This window comes from Actinoplanes sp. ATCC 53533, from assembly GCF_003947245.1.
The window spans coordinates 30,576-44,676 of record NZ_QHHV01000223.1 but is presented as its reverse complement, the minus strand read 5'-3'; the positions used below and the strand labels follow the sequence as shown (position 1 = coordinate 44,676).

Here is a 14,101-nt window from a genome sequence, read left to right as displayed (position 1 = left end):
CCGGCCCGATCCGCCGTACCGGAAATGGTTTTCGGGCTAAGTGCGTTTGCGGCGGCCGCCGCGGCGCGGTTGTGGGGCCGCGCCGGCGAGCAGGTCGAGGCGGCGTTGCTCCCCCTCGCCCTCCAACTGGGCGACGATGCGGCGCAGCAGGTCGGCGAGCTGCACGGTTTCCGGCGTGCTGAGCCGGGTGGTGACGAACGCCTCCTCGGCGTTGAACGCCGGGAACAGCCGCCGCATCAGCGCCTCGCCCGCGTCGGTGAGGGCGAGCAGCACCATCCGGCCGTCCGTGGCGTGCGCGGAGCGCCGGACCAGGCCGCGGGCCTCCAGCGTGCGGGACACCCCGGTGAGGGTGCCCTTGGAGATGCCGGCCTCCTCGGCGACGGTGCGGGTCTCCGTCTCGCCGAAGATCCATACCACCCAGAGCACCACGAAGCCGGTCCAGGTGAGCTCGACCTCGCGCAGCACCGAATTTTCGACGTGGTGGCGGGTCGCCGCGGCGGCCCGGTAGATGTTCGCGACCGCCGCCATCGACTCCCAGTTGAGGGGGACGTCGCCGAGCTTCTCCTGAACGGTCTTCTCAGTCTCGGTGATCGAACGATGACCCGTCACAGGACTCCTCCACGGCGATGTCGCACCCGTACGAGGCTACCTTCGGCACCCCCGCCGCCGGGCGGCGGCGGGGGTGCCCGGGTCAGGTCAGCTCGTCGACGAGGCCGGCTTGCGCGGACGGGTCGAGCCGCCGGCGGGCGGCGCTGTACGCGGCGAACCCCAGCAGGAACGCGACGGGCACCGTCAGCAGCAGCACGACCGTCGGCCCGGTGGCGGCACCGACCAGCGTGTCGATGTTCTTCAGCACCAGGGCGAGCGCGCCGATCATGGTGAACACGGAGAGCAGCGGGGCGATCCGGGTGTGCCAGAGCCGGGAGTCCTGGCCCGGGTGCGACCGGAAGTAGCGGAACGCGGCGGCGGAGGTCAGCGCGTACAGCGTCACGATGCCGACCACCGCGACCCCCGAGCCCCAGAAGAACAGGGTCGCCACCGGGTCCGCCCCGGCGATGATGAACGGCGTGATGAGCACCAGGATCGACACCGACTGGGTCACCGACGCCACGTGCGGGGCCCGGGTGCGCGGATGCACCGCCGCCAGCCCGCGCGGCAGCACGCCGTCGCGGCCGAGGGTGAACAGGTAGCGGGAGATGCCGTTGTGGAAGGCCAGCGCCGCCGCGAACATCGACGTGATGACGAAGACGCTCATCGCGTGCGGCGCCCACGAGCCCAGGTAGGTGCCGCCGGCGTCGAAGACGTACGCCGCCGGGTCGCCGGACTCGAGCGCCTTGCCGGCCGCCGCGACCGCGCCGGCCGGGCCATGGCCCACGATCAGGGTCCAGGAGGTGAAGAGGAAGAAGGCCGTGATGAGGACGATCGACAGGTACGTCGCGCGCGGCACCGAGCGCTCGGGGTTGCGCGCCTCCTCGCCGTAGATGGCGCTGGATTCGAAGCCGAACATCGAGGCGAAGCCGAACACCAGCGCGACGCCGGGCGCGCCCGCCAGCAGGCTCTCGACGGAGAACACCTGCGAGACGCCCAGGCCCTCGCCGGTGCCGCCCTTGGCCAGGATGACCAGGCCGAGCACCAGCATCGTGCCCCACTCCAGGATCATCAGCACCGCCAGGACCCGCGCGCCCAGCTCGATGTGCAGGTAGCCGAACACCTGCACCAGCAGCACCAGGGCGACGGTGAGCACCCACCACGGCAGCTTCAGCCCGGTCCACGAGTCGAGCGTGGCCGAGCCGACCACCCCGAAGAAGCCGTACACCGAGGCCTGGATCGCCGTGTAGGACCAGAGCGCCACGCCCGCGGCGCCCAGGCCCATCCGGGCGCCGAGGCCCCGGCCCACGTAGGCGTACAGCGCGCCGGCGTTGGTGACGTGCCGGGACATCGCCACGAAGCCCACGGCGAAGACCAGCACGATCACCCCGACCACGGCGTACGCCAGGGGCGCCCCGAGCCCGTTGCCGACCACCATCGCGGCCGGCACCGCGCCGGTGAGGCCGATGAGCGGGCTGGCCGCGGCCAGCACCAGGAACACGATGCCGGCGGCGGATATCGCGTCGCGTTTCAGGCCGGGCCCCTGCGGACCGGCGGTGGCGGCGGGGTCAGCGGACATGGCATTCCTCCGGAGGGGGTGGCAGGAGAACGTTTGAGTCCATACGAGTGCTTCAGCCGTCAACGTAACGGCGGTCACATTCGCTGGTCAAGAGGCCGGGCGGGTCAACGTTTGGATCCGTACGTTTTCCCGGCTACGGGGCGATCCCGACGTACTTGACGGAGAGGTATTCGTCGATCCCCTCGGGTCCGCCCTCGCGACCGAAACCCGACTGCTTCACGCCGCCGAAGGGCGCCGCGGGGTTGGACACGATCCCCTGGTTGACGCCGACCATGCCGAACTCCAGCGCCTCGCTGACCCGCACCGTGCGGCCCAGATCGCGGGTGAAGACGTAGGCGGCGAGCCCGTACTCGGTGTCGTTGGCCAGCCGCAGCGCCTCGTCCTCGTCGGCGAACGCGGTGACCGGCGCGACCGGCCCGAAGATCTCCTCGCGCATCAGCGCGGCCTCCGGGCGCACGCCGGCCAGCACGGTCGGCTCGTAGAAGTACCCCGCCCCGCCGAGCGCCGAGCCGCCGGTGACGACGTCGGCGCCGCCCGCGACGGCGTCCGCGACGAGCTGCGCGACCTTCTCCCGCTGGGTGGCGTCGATGAGCGGACCGACCGTCACGCCGTCCCGGGTGCCGCGGCCCACCCGCTCGGCGGCCATCCGGGCGGCGAACCGGGCGACGAACTCCTCGACCACCGGCTCCTGCACCAGGAACCGGTTGGCCGCGGTGCAGGCCTCACCCATGTTGCGCATCTTGGCCAGCATCGCGCCCTCGACGGCGGCGTCGAGGTCGGCGTCGGCGAACACCACGAAGGGCGCGTTGCCGCCGAGCTCCATCGAGACGCGCAGCAGCTGGTCGGCGGACTGCCGTACCAGGTGTTTGCCGATCGGGGTGGAGCCGGTGAAGGTGAGCTTGCGCAGCCGGGAGTCGCCGACCAGCGGCGCCATCACCGCGGCCGTGCGCGCGGTCGGCACCACGTTGAGCACGCCCGGCGGCAGCCCGGCCTCGGCGAACAGGCCGGCCAGCGCCAGCATGGTGAGCGGGGTCTGCGACGCGGGCTTGACCACCATCGTGCAGCCGGCCGCGACGGCCGGGCCGATCTTGCGGGTGCCCATGGCGAGCGGGAAGTTCCAGGGCGTGATCATCAGCACCGGGCCGACCGGCTGCCGCATGGTCAGCAGCCGGGTGGCCCCGTCCGGCGAGGTGGCCCAGCGGCCGCCGACCCGCACGGCCTCCTCGGAGAACCAGCGCAGGAACTCCGCGCCGTAGGCCACCTCGCCGCGCGCCTGGGCCAGCGGCTTGCCCATCTCCAGCGTCATCAGCAGGGCGAACTCCTCGGCCCGCGCGGTGAGCAGCTCGAAGGCCGTGCGCAGCAGCTCGGCCCGCGCCCGCGGTGCCGTCGCCGCCCAGCCGGCCTGCGCGGCGACCGCCGCGTCCAGCGCCCGGCGCCCGTCCTGCGGGGTGGCGGAGGCGACGGTGGTGAGCACGGCCCCGGTCGCTGGGTCCTCGACGTCGAGCCGGGCCGCGTCCGCGGACTCCCGCCAGCCGCCGCCGATGAACAGGCCGGTGGGCACCTTGGCCAGGATCTCCTGCTCGTTCATCCGAGGTGCTCCTGGAAGGCCTGCTCGATCAGGTCGAGGCCCTCTTGGAGCAGGTGGTCCGGCGCCGTCAGCGGCGGCAGGAACCGGAAGACGTTGCCGAAGGTGCCCGCGGTGAGGGTGACCAGACCCTGCCGGTGGCACGAGGCGTTGATGGCCGCCGTCGCACCGGGGTTCGGCGTGAGATCGCCGGCGCCGGCGGTCAGCTCCATGGCGAGCATCGCTCCCCGGCCACGGATCTCGGCGATCGCGCCGTACCTGTGCCGCAGCTTCTCCAGGCGGTGCCGGAACAGTGTTTCGATCTCGCGGGCGCGGGCGCACAGGTTCTCCGTACGCATGGTCTCGATCGCGCCCAGGGCGGCCGCGCAGGCGACCGGGTTGCCGCCGTAGGTCCCGCCGAGGCCGCCGGCGTGCACGGCGTCCATGATCTCGGCCCGGCCGGTCACCGCCGCCAGCGGCAGCCCGCCGGCCATCCCCTTGGCCGTGGTGATGAGATCGGGCACGACGCCGTCGTGGTCGCAGGCGAACCAGTCGCCGGTGCGGCAGAAGCCGGTCTGGATCTCGTCGGCGATCAGCACAATGCCGTGCTCGCGGCAGAAGTCCGCCACCCGGCGCAGCCAGCCCGCCGGCGGCACGATGAAGCCCCCCTCGCCCTGGATCGGCTCCACCACGACCGCGGCCACCCGGTCCGCGCCGACCTGGGTGCGCACCGTGCCGGCGAACGCCTCGAAGGCCTCCTCCGCGCACGCCTGGGCGCCGCCGGGCCAGCGCAGCGGATAGGCCATCGGCGCGCGGTAGATCTCGGGGCTGAACGGCCCGAATCCCGCCTTGTACGGCATCGACTTGGCGGTCAGCGCCATCGTCAGGTTGGTGCGGCCGTGATAGCCGTGCTCGAAGGCGACGACGGCCTGCCGGCCGGTGGCGGCGCGGGCGATCTTGACCGCGTTCTCGACCGCCTCGGCGCCGGAGTTGAACAGGGCGCTGCGCTTGGCGTGGTCGCCCGGCGTGAGCTCGGCGAGCGCCTCACAGACCTCGAGATAGCCCTCGTACGGTGTGACCATGAAGCACGTGTGCGTCAACTCGGCGGCCTGCCGCTGGACCCGCTCGACCACCCGCGGCGCCGCGTTGCCCACCGTGGTGACCGCGATACCGGACCCGAAGTCGATCAACTGGTTGCCGTCGACATCGACGAGCACGCCGCCGCCCGCCCGGGTGATGTAGGCCGGCAGGCCCACGCCCACGCCGGCCGACACGCTCGCCAGTTTGCGTCGCTGGAGCTCCCGGGATCGGGGCCCCGGTATCTCGGTGAGCAGTCTGCGTTCCTGCACGATGTCCATGCCGAGATCCTTCGGGGCCGAACGTATAGCTGTCCAATACCGGTTGTTGCTCATCATCATGCCGGTGAGGCATGGTCGAGCCCATGGATCTCGCCTCGCTGCGCACGTTCGTGGCCGTCGCGGACACCGGCTCGGTGACGGCCGCCGCGCAGCGGTTGCGCATCGCCCAGCCGTCGCTGTCCCGCCAGCTGCGCCGCTTCGAGCGCGAGCTCGGGCTGGCCCTGTTCGACCGGATGGAGCGGCGCCTGGTGCTCAGCGCCGCCGGCCACCGCTTCCTGCCCATCGCCCGCGACCTGGTCACCCGCGCCGAGCTGGCCCGGGAGGCCGCCGCGTCGCTGCGCGAGGGCGCCCTGAGCACGGTGGTCATCAGCACGCCCGGCACGACGCTGACCGACGTCATCGCGCCGTTCCTGGCCACCTGGGGCCCCGGCGACCCGGTGGCCCAGGTCTTCCAGGAGCTGCCGTCGGAGATCTACGGCTCGCTCGCCCGCGGCGCCGACCTGGCCGTGGGCACCGACCCGCCGCCGGCGCACCTCGCGCACATCGCGGTGGCCACCCTTCCGGTCTGGGCGTACGTCACCGCCGCCGACCCGTGGGCCGGGCGGAGCAGCGTTTCCCTGGCCGAGCTGGTCGGGCGGAACCTGCTCGTGCTGGGCCCGCCGCAGCACGCCCGCACCGCCCTGGACCGGGCCCTGGCCCGCGCGCGCCTCGCGATGGACCATGTCATCGAGTTCGGCACCCCGGAGGTCGCGCAGGCGGTCGCCGCGGCGGGCCGCGGCGTCGCGGTGCTCTCCGACGACCCGCGCTTCGACCTGGTGCCGGTCGGCATCGACCTGATGCCGGGGGCCCTGGCGATCGACCTGTACGCGGCCTGGCCCGCGAACCACCACGCCGCCGCCACGATCCGCGCGCTCGCCGACCGGCTGCGCGCCTTCAGCCGGCAGCGCTACGGCATCACCGCGCCGGACAGCTCTGCTTCCCCAACGGAAACGGCCCCAGCACAATCGTAAAACCATCTCCGGTACGGCACATCGGGTCGACAACCGCAGCACCATCGTCATGGCGCAGGAGGGCGACCTTCAGCGTCGGTCACCGAAGTGCCGCTCAGCCGGGCTGGGAGCGGGCAAGCCGGGCTGGGAGCGGGCAAGCCGGGCTCGGAGCGGGCAAGCCGGGCTGGGAGCGGGCAAGCCGGGCTCGGAGCGGGCAAGCCGGGCTCGGAGCGGGCAAGCCGGGCTCGGAGCCGGGTTGGGAGCGGGCAAGCCGGGCTGGGAGCGGGCAAGCCGGGCGGCGCGTCGCCACGTCGCCGGGGCGGCTACGTCGCGTCGGTTAGCCTGCCGTCATGGCGAGCGCCGAGTTGGAGGAATTGATCGTCGCGGACTCCGAGGCGCTGCGCGCGTGGTTGTCGGCCAACCACGCCACGTCGCCCGGTGTCTGGCTGGCCCTGACCAAGAAGGGCGGCACAGTCACCACGCTGACCTGGCAGCAGGCGGTCGACGAGGCCCTGTGCTTCGGCTGGATCGACGGGCAGGCCCGGAAACGGGATCAGCAGAGCTCCTGGATCCGGTTCACCCCCCCGTAGGCCCCGCAGCTCCTGGTCACAACGCAACGTCGCCCACGTGGCCCGGCTGGAAGCACAGGGGCGGATGCTGCCGTCGGGCCGCGCCGCGGTGGACGCCGCGAAAGCGGACGGGCGGTGGGCGACGGCCTACGCCCCGCCGTCGGAAGCCGAGGCACCGGCCGACCTCCTCGCCGCCATCGCCGCCGTCCCGGCCGCCCAAGCCATGTTCGACGTGCTCACCAAGACCAACCGGTTCGCTCTCATCTACCGCGTCAATGCCGTCAAACGGGCGCAGACCCGCGAGCGGAAGATCGGCGAGTTCGTCGCCATGCTGTCCCGCCACGAGACGATCCACCCGCAGAAGGCCAAGCCTCCGGCCTCGCCGTGAGCGGCACCCGCACAATCAGACCGCGTCCCAGTCGACCGTGGTAACTCCGGGAACCGTTGGGCGGATACGAGCCGAGGACCTGCCCTGCTGCCCGTAGCGGCCGTTGCCGAGCCAGTGGGACAGGGTGTGGGTGTGGCAGTGATACAGGCTGATGCCCTTCCATGCGCCCAGCCAGTGGTCCCAGACCGCGAAACAGGCCCGGATGGACGGGAGCCGGCTGATGCCGCACGATCAGAACACCCGGTCGAACCTTCCGGGTTTACCGAGCCGGTGGCGGGAGGAACGCGATGCCGGTGTTGCGGCCGTGGCTGGACGCCCGAGACCCGTGGCGGTTCGTCGACCATGATCCGGAGGCGGACCCGACGGTGTACGTCCCCTACCTGGCGCGCCTCGAGATGCCGGGCGGGCGGATCGACGAGCCGACCATGTGGGCCATCTTCGACGGCCGCTCGGTGTTCATCCAGCCGATCCGGGTGACATCGGGCGTCACCCCCATCGGGCAACCACCGGGCGGCATCCCCGGCGGCGACGTCCCGCTGGCCAGGGTCGGACCGGGCCGGGTCGACATCCGGCCGGTTCCCACCGACTGGCACCAGCTCCGCGCCCGGTATCCGTGGGCCTATGAGACGTGGGGCGCACACGAGGCACGCGAGATGTACCAGTGGGCGGAGGACGGCATGTCCGTCGAGGACATCGCCGGACGGCTGGCCCGGCCGCCCGAGCACATCGCGGCAAAGCTGGCCAGGGTGCGGGCCCTGGTCGACGCCGCCGGGTGGGCCCCGCCCCGGGTCGAGGACACGCCCTCCGACCGCTACGCTCCCAGCCTGTTCACCGAGCCGGTGGACCCGGGCAGCGAGCAGGCCGACCCACCGCCGCGATTGTGGTACGACGAGGACCCGGAAGTCGATCCGACCGCCCACCTCCGGTTCGTCCTGCACCTGCGGCGGCGCGGCGAGGAGACCGAGACGGCCGAGCCCGTGTACGAGGTCCAGCTGCGCAGGGACGCCATCTGGTATCACCGCGTGCGGGACGGTCGGCAGCCCCGGCCACGGCTCACCGAGCTCGCCGCCGGCTGGGTCGAGATCCGGCCCGCCCCGGCCGACCAGGAACGGCTACGCGCCACCTACCCGGCGGCATACCGGCCCTGGGCAGCGGGCGAGGCGTTGCTGGTCCTGCGGTCAGGCCGGCGCCACGGCCTGACCGACAGTCTGCGGATCGCGGAGCTGCGCCGGCCGCCCGACCACGTGGCGGCCAAGTACGCCCGGCTGGAGAAGCTGGCCAGGGCCGCGCGCACGCCCCACCCCCGGGCCGAGCCCGCGCCGCACCATCGCAACCCTCGGCACATCCAGGGTAAGTACATCGTGAGCGTGCTGGACGTCGCGATACCTCAAGAGGTAGCGGCACGGGTCGGCGCGACGAACGTCATGCTGCTGGACGGATGCTTCGGCTGCACGCTGACAGACGAACAGGTGGAAACATTACGCGCCGACCCCGACGTCGACTACATCACCGACGACGCCGTCCTCGACCTACGCTGACCGAGAGAATCGCCGCTCAGCCGACGTAGATCTTGGTCGCGACCGAGAGCTCCTCGGCGCCCGAGACAGCGAACACGACCAACGAGACGAGCGCGACCACCGCCGCCACGACAACCATCCGCAGGAACATTGACGACATGCTCATACCGGTTCCCCTTCCCCGTGTGGTCCCGCCACAGTAGGGCGGCGGCCACCGCACCGCTGTCAGATCTAGCACTCCGGGCCCAGGACGCCGGTCGCCACCACGTCGAGGAAGCCGTCCACCAGGAGCCGTGCCCGGGTCCGGGCCGCTGCCTCGCCCGCGCGGGTGGCGGCCACGAGTTCCGGCACGTCGACTCCCCCGGCCGCCGCCTTGGCGGCCCCGCCGTTGCCCAGCCAGCCCGCGAGCATGCCGCTGGTCAGCTCGGGATGGAACTGCACGGCGAGGTTGCGGCGCAGCACGAAGGCCTGGGAGGCGGCGGCGTTGCGGGCGATCTCGCGCGCGCCCGGCGGCACCCGCCAGCGGTCGTAGTGCCACTGGAACCAGCGGCCCGACGGCACGATCGCCTCGTCGTCGCTCGCCACGTGGGTCCACCCGATCTCGGGGTGTGCGGACGGCCCGACCGCCCCGCCCAGCGTCGAGGCGAGCAACTGACCGCCGAAGCAGATGCCGAGCACCGGCACCCCCGCCTCGTCGGCGCCGCGGAGCCGGTCCCGCTCCGGCACCACCCAGCTGGCGACGAGCTCGTCGTACGCCGACCAGGGCGCGCCCATCAGCACCACCGCGTCGAAGCGGGTGAAGTCCGGGAACTCGGTCTCGACGCCGGGATCGTGGAACCGGGCCGCGGGCACCACGAGGTGCGACGTCGCGTCGTACCCCCGCTCGGCGAAGCGCTCGGCCACCGGTCCCAGGGGCGAGGCATGGTCGTGCTGGATCACCAGGAGTCGCAAGGACACCTCACACCGCCATGGCCTGGACGCGGCGCACCACGTCGCCGCAGAACGACTCCAGCTCGCGGACGTCGTCGATGAACTGCGAGGGTTTCACGCAGATGGTCGTGTAGCCGGCGGCGAGCTGCTCGCGGACCGGCTCCAGGGCCAGCCCCAGATCGGCGGGCGAGTCGTCGTCGGGGAAGACCGCCCGGGTGCCCCCGATCCGCTCCAGCTCGGCGAGGTCCCGGCCGGCCGCGCGCATCGCCGTCGCCAGCCGCTCCAGGTCCGCCGCGCCGGGATCGCCGAGCGGGTGGAAGCCGTGTCCCCAGCGCACCAGCCGGCGCAGCAGCGGCGCGCTCATCCGCTGCCCGCCGAACCAGAGCCGGGGCCCGTCGGGCCGGTACGCGCGCGGTTCGAGGCTGACGTCGCGGAACGAGAAGAACTCGCCCGAGTACGAGAACGGGCCGCCCTTCCAGGCCAGTTCGAGGATCTCCAGCTGCTCGTCCAGGATCCGGCCGCGCTGGCGGAACGGCACGGCCAGGGCGGCGTACTCGTCCTCGCTCCAGCTGACCGTGGGCTGCACGACCAGGCGGCCCGCGCTGAGCAGGTCCAGGGTGCCGAGTTCGCGGGCGAGCAGCAGCGGGTGCCGCAGGGGCGCGATGACCGCGCCGGCGATCAGCCGCAGCCGGGTCGTCACCGCGGCCATCGCCGCGAGCAGCAGCAGCGAGTTGGGCCACGGCATGGCGGGATCCTGGTTGCCCGGCATCGCGTAGTCGCGCGGGTTGCCCATCACGCCCCGCACGCTGGCGTCCGGGCCCAGCACGACGTGCTCGCTGATCATGACCGCGTCGAAGCCGGTGTCCTCCGCCACCCGGGCCCACCGGACGAGCTCGGGCAGGTCGCGCCCCGAGGTGAGGGTCCAGTTCTCGCTGAGGATCATCAACAGCCGTGGCTGTGCCACTCCGGCCCCTCTCACAGGTGGTAGCTGTACCCGTCTCACAGGTGGTAGCTGTACTCGCGGAACTCCCAGTCGGTGACCCACCGGGAGAATCGTTCGAGCTCGTTCCGCTTGTAGGCCACGAAGGCGGCCACGAACGGCGCGCCCAGCAGCTCCCGGAGCTCGTGGTCGGCCTCGAGCGCGCCGATGGCGGCGCCCAGGTCGGCGGGCAGCCGATCGGCCTTGGCGGGGTCGTAGCCGTAGCCCTCGAGCTTCGGCGGGGCCTCGAGCTTGTCCCGGATGCCGAGGTACGCCGCGCCGAGCAGCCCCGCCACCGCCAGGTACGGATTCGCCGACGCGTCGCCGAGCCGGACCTCCATCCGCGCGGCCCGGCCCCGCTCCGGGGGTATCCGGATCATCGCGCTGCGGTTGTCCAGGCCCCAGTCGACGAGCCACGGTGCCAGCGTGTCCGGGCCGAAGCGCTTGTAGGAGTTGACCGTGGGATTCAGCAGGGCGGCCAGCGCCGGCGCGTGGGCCAGGACTCCCGCGACGCCGTGGCGGGCCACCGCCGACAGACCGTCCTCGCCACCGGGGTCGTCGAAGAGCGGCTGACCGTCGGCGTCCAGGGTCGAGAAGTGCAGGTGAAAACCCGACCCGCCCTCGTCGTTGAACGGCTTGGCCATGAAGGTGGCGCGCTTGCCGCGGATGCGGGCGAGTTCCTGTACGGCGATCTTGAAGCGGAACGCCCGGTCGGCCGCGTCGAGCGCCTCGGAGTGCCAGAGATTGATCTCGAACTGGCCGGAGGAGAACTCGTGGTTGGCGGCGACCACGTCGAGCCCGTACGCCGAGAGGCTGCGCAGGGAGCTGATCAGCGTGTTCTCGGGGTCGCCCTTGAGCCCCGCGGTGTAGACGTTGCCGGTGCCCTCGCCGTACCGCTGCCATCCCGTCGGCGCGGTCGCGCACGGTTCGAGGACGTAGAACTCCAGTTCGGGGCCGATGACCGGGCGCATGCCGAGCTCGGCGAAGCGACTCAGCACGCCGCGCAGGACGGTGCGGGGGCTCTCGCCGGAGGCGGTCCCGTCCGGGTTGTAGAGGTCGGCGATGACGTGCGCCACGCCCGGCTCCCACGGCACGTGCTGAAGGGTGCTCAGGTCGGGGACCGCGACCACGTCCGGGAGCCCGGCGGACAGCCCACCCTCGATGTCGACCACGTCGCCCATGGGCGAGGTGCCGTACACCGAGCGGCAGAAGGCGACGCCGTCGCCGACCGTCCGCGCGAAGCGCCGGGTGAGCAGGTCCCGCCCCCGCTCGGCCCCGATGAGGTCGCTGTAGCCGAGGCGCACGACGTCGATGCCGTCGTTGAGCAGCGCGGCCTCGGCCGTTTCCATCGCCGCTGGATCCACATGGACCATGGTCACTCCTCATCCTGGTGGCGGTAGGGCATTCGCTGGAAGGCGGCGGCGACGAACGCTCGGAAGATCCCGGACTGCTGGGAGTCGGTGGCCGCGGTGTCCTCGGGATGCCACTGCACGCCCAGGCACCAGCCGGCGTGGCCGGCGAGCGCCACCGCCTCGACCGTGCCGTCGGCGGCGTGCGCAGAGGCGCGCAGGGACTCGCCGAGCCGGCCCAGCCCCTGGTGGTGATAGCAGGAGACGGTCATCCGGTCGCCGGGCACCACCGCACGCAACGGCGAGTCCGCCGCGATCGCGATGTCGTGCACCAGGTGGCGGTGGTCGGCGCCCAGCGTCTCGGTCAGGTCCTGCACCAGGTCGCCGCCGCGGGCGACATTGACGACCTGGGTGCCCCGGCAGATGGCCAGCAGCGGGATCGCGTCCCGCAGCGCCACCCGCGCCAGCGCCAGGTCGAAGGCGTCCTGGGTCTCGTCGACGTCGTACTGCGCGGCGTGCGGGCGCTGCCCGGCCCAGCGGGCCGCGAGGTCACCGCCGCCCGGCAGCAGGACGCCGTCGGCCAGCCAGATCCGCTCGCGCACCAGGGCGTCGAGGTCGCCGTCGGTCAGCCCCGCCGGCGCCTCGGGATGGATGACCAGCGGCTCGGCGCCCGCGTCGTAGACGGCCTGGACGAGCTTGGCCGCCGCCACCTCCGCCCGGTAGCGCAGGGCCGAGGCCGAGGCGGAGAACCGGGCCGGGATGACGACCAGCGGGCGCCGGCGCTCAACCATGGGTGATCCAGGTGGTCTTGAGGTCGGTGTACTCGTCCAGGGCGTGCCGCGACTTGTCCCGGCCGCTGCCGGAGAGCTTCACCCCGCCGAACGGCACGGTCATGTCGCCCTCCTCGTAGCAGTTCACCCAGACCGTGCCGGCCCGCAGCGACCGGGCCATCCGGTGCGCGCGCCCCAGGTCGTTCGTCCAGACCGCGGCCGCCAGGCCGTACTCGGTGTCGCCGGCGATCTGCAGGGCCTCGTCCTCGCCGGCGAAGGTCTGCACGGCCAGCACCGGCGCGAACAGCTCCTCGCGGACCACCACGTTCGCGCGATCGGCGCCGGTGACCACCGTGGGCTCCAGGTAGGCTCCCCCGCTCCCGGCGTGGGCCCGGCGCCCGCCCGAGCGGATCTCCGCGCCCTGCGCCACGCCGGTCCGCAGCTGCCCGAGGACGCGGGTGAGGCTGCGCTCGTCGATCAGCGGGCCCATGACCGTGCCGGGCAGCAGGGGGTCGGCCGGCTGCCAGCCGGCGGCGGCGGCCACCACCCGGTCGGTCACCGCCTCGGCGATGTCGCGGTGCACGACCAGCCGCGAGCCGGCGGTGCACATCTCGCCGGCGTTGAAGAAGATCGCCCAGGCGGCGGTCCGCGCGGCGGCGTCCAGGTCGGCGTCCGGGAAGACGATGTTCGGCGACTTGCCGCCGAGTTCGAGCAGCACCCGCTTGAGGTTGCTGTCGGCCGCGTACCGCAGGAAGTGCCGGCCGACCGGCGTGGAACCGGTGAAGGTCAGGATGTCGACGTCGGGGTGCTCCCCCAGCCGCCGGCCGACCACCGTGCCGTCGCCGGAGAGCACGTTGAGCACCCCGGGCGGCAGCCCGGCCTCGGCACCGAGCGCGGCGACGCGCTGCATGGACAGCGGCGACTGCTCGGCCGTCTTGAGCACGACCGTACAGCCGGCGGCCAGGGCCGGCGCGAACTTCCAGCTGCCGATGGTGAGCGGGAAGTTCCACGGCACCACCGCCGCCACCACGCCGGCCGGCTCGCGGGTGACCAGGGCGAGCTGGCCGGCCACCGTGGGCGGGATCTCGCCCGCCGTCTTGTCGGCGAGGCCGCCGTAGAACCGCAGGCACCGGATCAGGGCCCGCAGCTCGATCTCCCACGCGGCCCGGATCGGCTTGCCCATCTCCAGGCTGACCAGCAGCGCGAGTTCGTCGCGGTGCCGCTCCACCAGGTCGGCGAAGCGCAGCAGCACCTCGCCCCGCTCGCGGGCGGCCAGGCGCGGCCACGGCCCGCGGTCGAAGGCGCGGCGCGCCGCCAGGACGGCGGCATCCGCGTCGGCGGCGTCCGCCCACGCGAGGTCGACGAGATGACCCCCGTCGCGCGGGCTGTGCACCGCGCGGACGGCCGCGGACAGCGCCGGCCGTTGCTCGCCGCCGACGAACAACCCGGCGGGCAGCGGGATACCCCGGGCGCGCAGCGCCCAGTCAACGGCGGCCACCGGATCGGGTACGGGGTTCATCC

Annotated in this window: 12 protein-coding genes and 1 pseudogene; 3 read left to right on the top strand and 10 right to left on the bottom strand. The window is 73.0% G+C overall.

The window, feature by feature from the left end:
• Positions 1 to 36: 36 nt before the first annotated feature.
• From DMB66_RS49800 to gabT, 4 genes are all read right to left on the bottom strand, one after another.
• Complete coding sequence (locus DMB66_RS49800; RefSeq protein ID WP_125811119.1) at positions 37 to 609, bottom strand: MarR family winged helix-turn-helix transcriptional regulator; 573 nt, start codon at positions 607 to 609, stop codon at positions 37 to 39.
• A gap of 82 nt (positions 610 to 691) precedes the next feature.
• Positions 692 to 2,167 (bottom strand): APC family permease, encoded by a 1,476-nt coding sequence (locus tag DMB66_RS49795; protein ID WP_125811118.1) that lies wholly within the window; start codon positions 2,165 to 2,167, stop codon positions 692 to 694.
• Positions 2,168 to 2,300: 133 nt separating this feature from the next.
• On the bottom strand, positions 2,301 to 3,755 hold the full coding sequence (locus DMB66_RS49790) for an NAD-dependent succinate-semialdehyde dehydrogenase (protein WP_125811117.1): 1,455 nt from the start codon (positions 3,753 to 3,755) through the stop codon (positions 2,301 to 2,303).
• On the bottom strand, positions 3,752 to 5,089 hold the full coding sequence (gabT, locus tag DMB66_RS49785) for a 4-aminobutyrate--2-oxoglutarate transaminase (protein WP_125811116.1): 1,338 nt from the start codon (positions 5,087 to 5,089) through the stop codon (positions 3,752 to 3,754). The genes DMB66_RS49790 and gabT overlap by 4 nt, the downstream gene beginning before the upstream one ends.
• An 83-nt stretch (positions 5,090 to 5,172) precedes the next feature.
• On the opposite strand from gabT, the gene DMB66_RS49780 reads away from it, so the two are divergent.
• The 3 genes and pseudogenes from DMB66_RS49780 to DMB66_RS49770 all read left to right on the top strand — a co-directional run bounded on the left by DMB66_RS49780 (position 5,173) and on the right by DMB66_RS49770 (position 8,573).
• Positions 5,173 to 6,099 carry a LysR family transcriptional regulator gene (locus DMB66_RS49780; RefSeq protein ID WP_125811115.1) on the top strand — a complete coding sequence of 309 codons (927 nt, stop codon included), beginning with the start codon at positions 5,173 to 5,175 and terminating at the stop codon, positions 6,097 to 6,099.
• 329 nt (positions 6,100 to 6,428) lie between these two features.
• A pseudogene (locus tag DMB66_RS49775) lies at positions 6,429 to 7,035 on the top strand (YdeI family protein).
• Between the two features lie 287 nt (positions 7,036 to 7,322).
• Complete coding sequence (locus DMB66_RS49770; RefSeq protein ID WP_125811114.1) at positions 7,323 to 8,573, top strand: hypothetical protein; 1,251 nt, start codon at positions 7,323 to 7,325, stop codon at positions 8,571 to 8,573.
• Between the two features lie 16 nt (positions 8,574 to 8,589).
• Here DMB66_RS49770 and DMB66_RS65440 read toward each other — a convergent pair whose 3' ends face one another.
• The 6 genes from DMB66_RS65440 to DMB66_RS49745 all read right to left on the bottom strand — a co-directional run bounded on the left by DMB66_RS65440 (position 8,590) and on the right by DMB66_RS49745 (position 14,099).
• Positions 8,590 to 8,718, bottom strand: a complete 129-nt coding sequence (locus DMB66_RS65440) for a hypothetical protein (RefSeq protein WP_255441443.1) — start codon at positions 8,716 to 8,718, stop codon at positions 8,590 to 8,592.
• Positions 8,719 to 8,783: 65 nt separating this feature from the next.
• Positions 8,784 to 9,509: a type 1 glutamine amidotransferase gene (locus DMB66_RS49765; RefSeq protein ID WP_233625398.1), complete on the bottom strand. Its 726-nt coding sequence runs from the start codon at positions 9,507 to 9,509 to the stop codon at positions 8,784 to 8,786.
• A 1-nt stretch (position 9,510) separates the two neighbouring features.
• Positions 9,511 to 10,446, bottom strand: coding sequence for a TIGR03619 family F420-dependent LLM class oxidoreductase (locus DMB66_RS49760; RefSeq protein WP_199753098.1), 936 nt, complete (start codon positions 10,444 to 10,446; stop codon positions 9,511 to 9,513).
• A 35-nt stretch (positions 10,447 to 10,481) separates the two neighbouring features.
• Positions 10,482 to 11,834 carry a glutamine synthetase family protein gene (locus DMB66_RS49755; protein WP_125811113.1) on the bottom strand — a complete coding sequence of 451 codons (1,353 nt, stop codon included), beginning with the start codon at positions 11,832 to 11,834 and terminating at the stop codon, positions 10,482 to 10,484.
• Positions 11,835 to 11,836: 2 nt separating this feature from the next.
• The gene (locus tag DMB66_RS49750; RefSeq protein ID WP_125811112.1) at positions 11,837 to 12,601 is read right to left on the bottom strand and encodes a gamma-glutamyl-gamma-aminobutyrate hydrolase family protein; all 765 of its coding nucleotides are present in this window, start codon (positions 12,599 to 12,601) and stop codon (positions 11,837 to 11,839) included.
• Positions 12,594 to 14,099, bottom strand: coding sequence for an aldehyde dehydrogenase family protein (locus DMB66_RS49745; RefSeq protein ID WP_125811111.1), 1,506 nt, complete (start codon positions 14,097 to 14,099; stop codon positions 12,594 to 12,596). Before DMB66_RS49745 ends, DMB66_RS49750 begins: the two co-directional genes overlap by 8 nt.
• Positions 14,100 to 14,101: the final 2 nt, after the last annotated feature.

What these genes read in the sequence shown, in the direction of transcription:
- DMB66_RS49745 (WP_125811111.1), bottom strand. Translation starts at nt 14,099, where the DNA reads ATGAACCCCGTACCCGATCCGGTGGCCGCCGTTGACTGGGCGCTGCGC.
- DMB66_RS49750 (WP_125811112.1), bottom strand. Translation starts at nt 12,601, where the DNA reads ATGGTTGAGCGCCGGCGCCCGCTGGTCGTCATCCCGGCCCGGTTCTCC.
- DMB66_RS49755 (WP_125811113.1), bottom strand. Translation starts at nt 11,834, where the DNA reads ATGGTCCATGTGGATCCAGCGGCGATGGAAACGGCCGAGGCCGCGCTG.
- DMB66_RS65440 (WP_255441443.1), bottom strand. Translation starts at nt 8,718, where the DNA reads ATGAGCATGTCGTCAATGTTCCTGCGGATGGTTGTCGTGGCGGCGGTG.
- DMB66_RS49780 (WP_125811115.1), top strand. Translation starts at nt 5,173, where the DNA reads ATGGATCTCGCCTCGCTGCGCACGTTCGTGGCCGTCGCGGACACCGGC.
- gabT (WP_125811116.1), bottom strand. Translation starts at nt 5,089, where the DNA reads ATGGACATCGTGCAGGAACGCAGACTGCTCACCGAGATACCGGGGCCC.
- DMB66_RS49795 (WP_125811118.1), bottom strand. Translation starts at nt 2,167, where the DNA reads ATGTCCGCTGACCCCGCCGCCACCGCCGGTCCGCAGGGGCCCGGCCTG.
- DMB66_RS49770 (WP_125811114.1), top strand. Translation starts at nt 7,323, where the DNA reads ATGCCGGTGTTGCGGCCGTGGCTGGACGCCCGAGACCCGTGGCGGTTC.
- DMB66_RS49790 (WP_125811117.1), bottom strand. Translation starts at nt 3,755, where the DNA reads ATGAACGAGCAGGAGATCCTGGCCAAGGTGCCCACCGGCCTGTTCATC.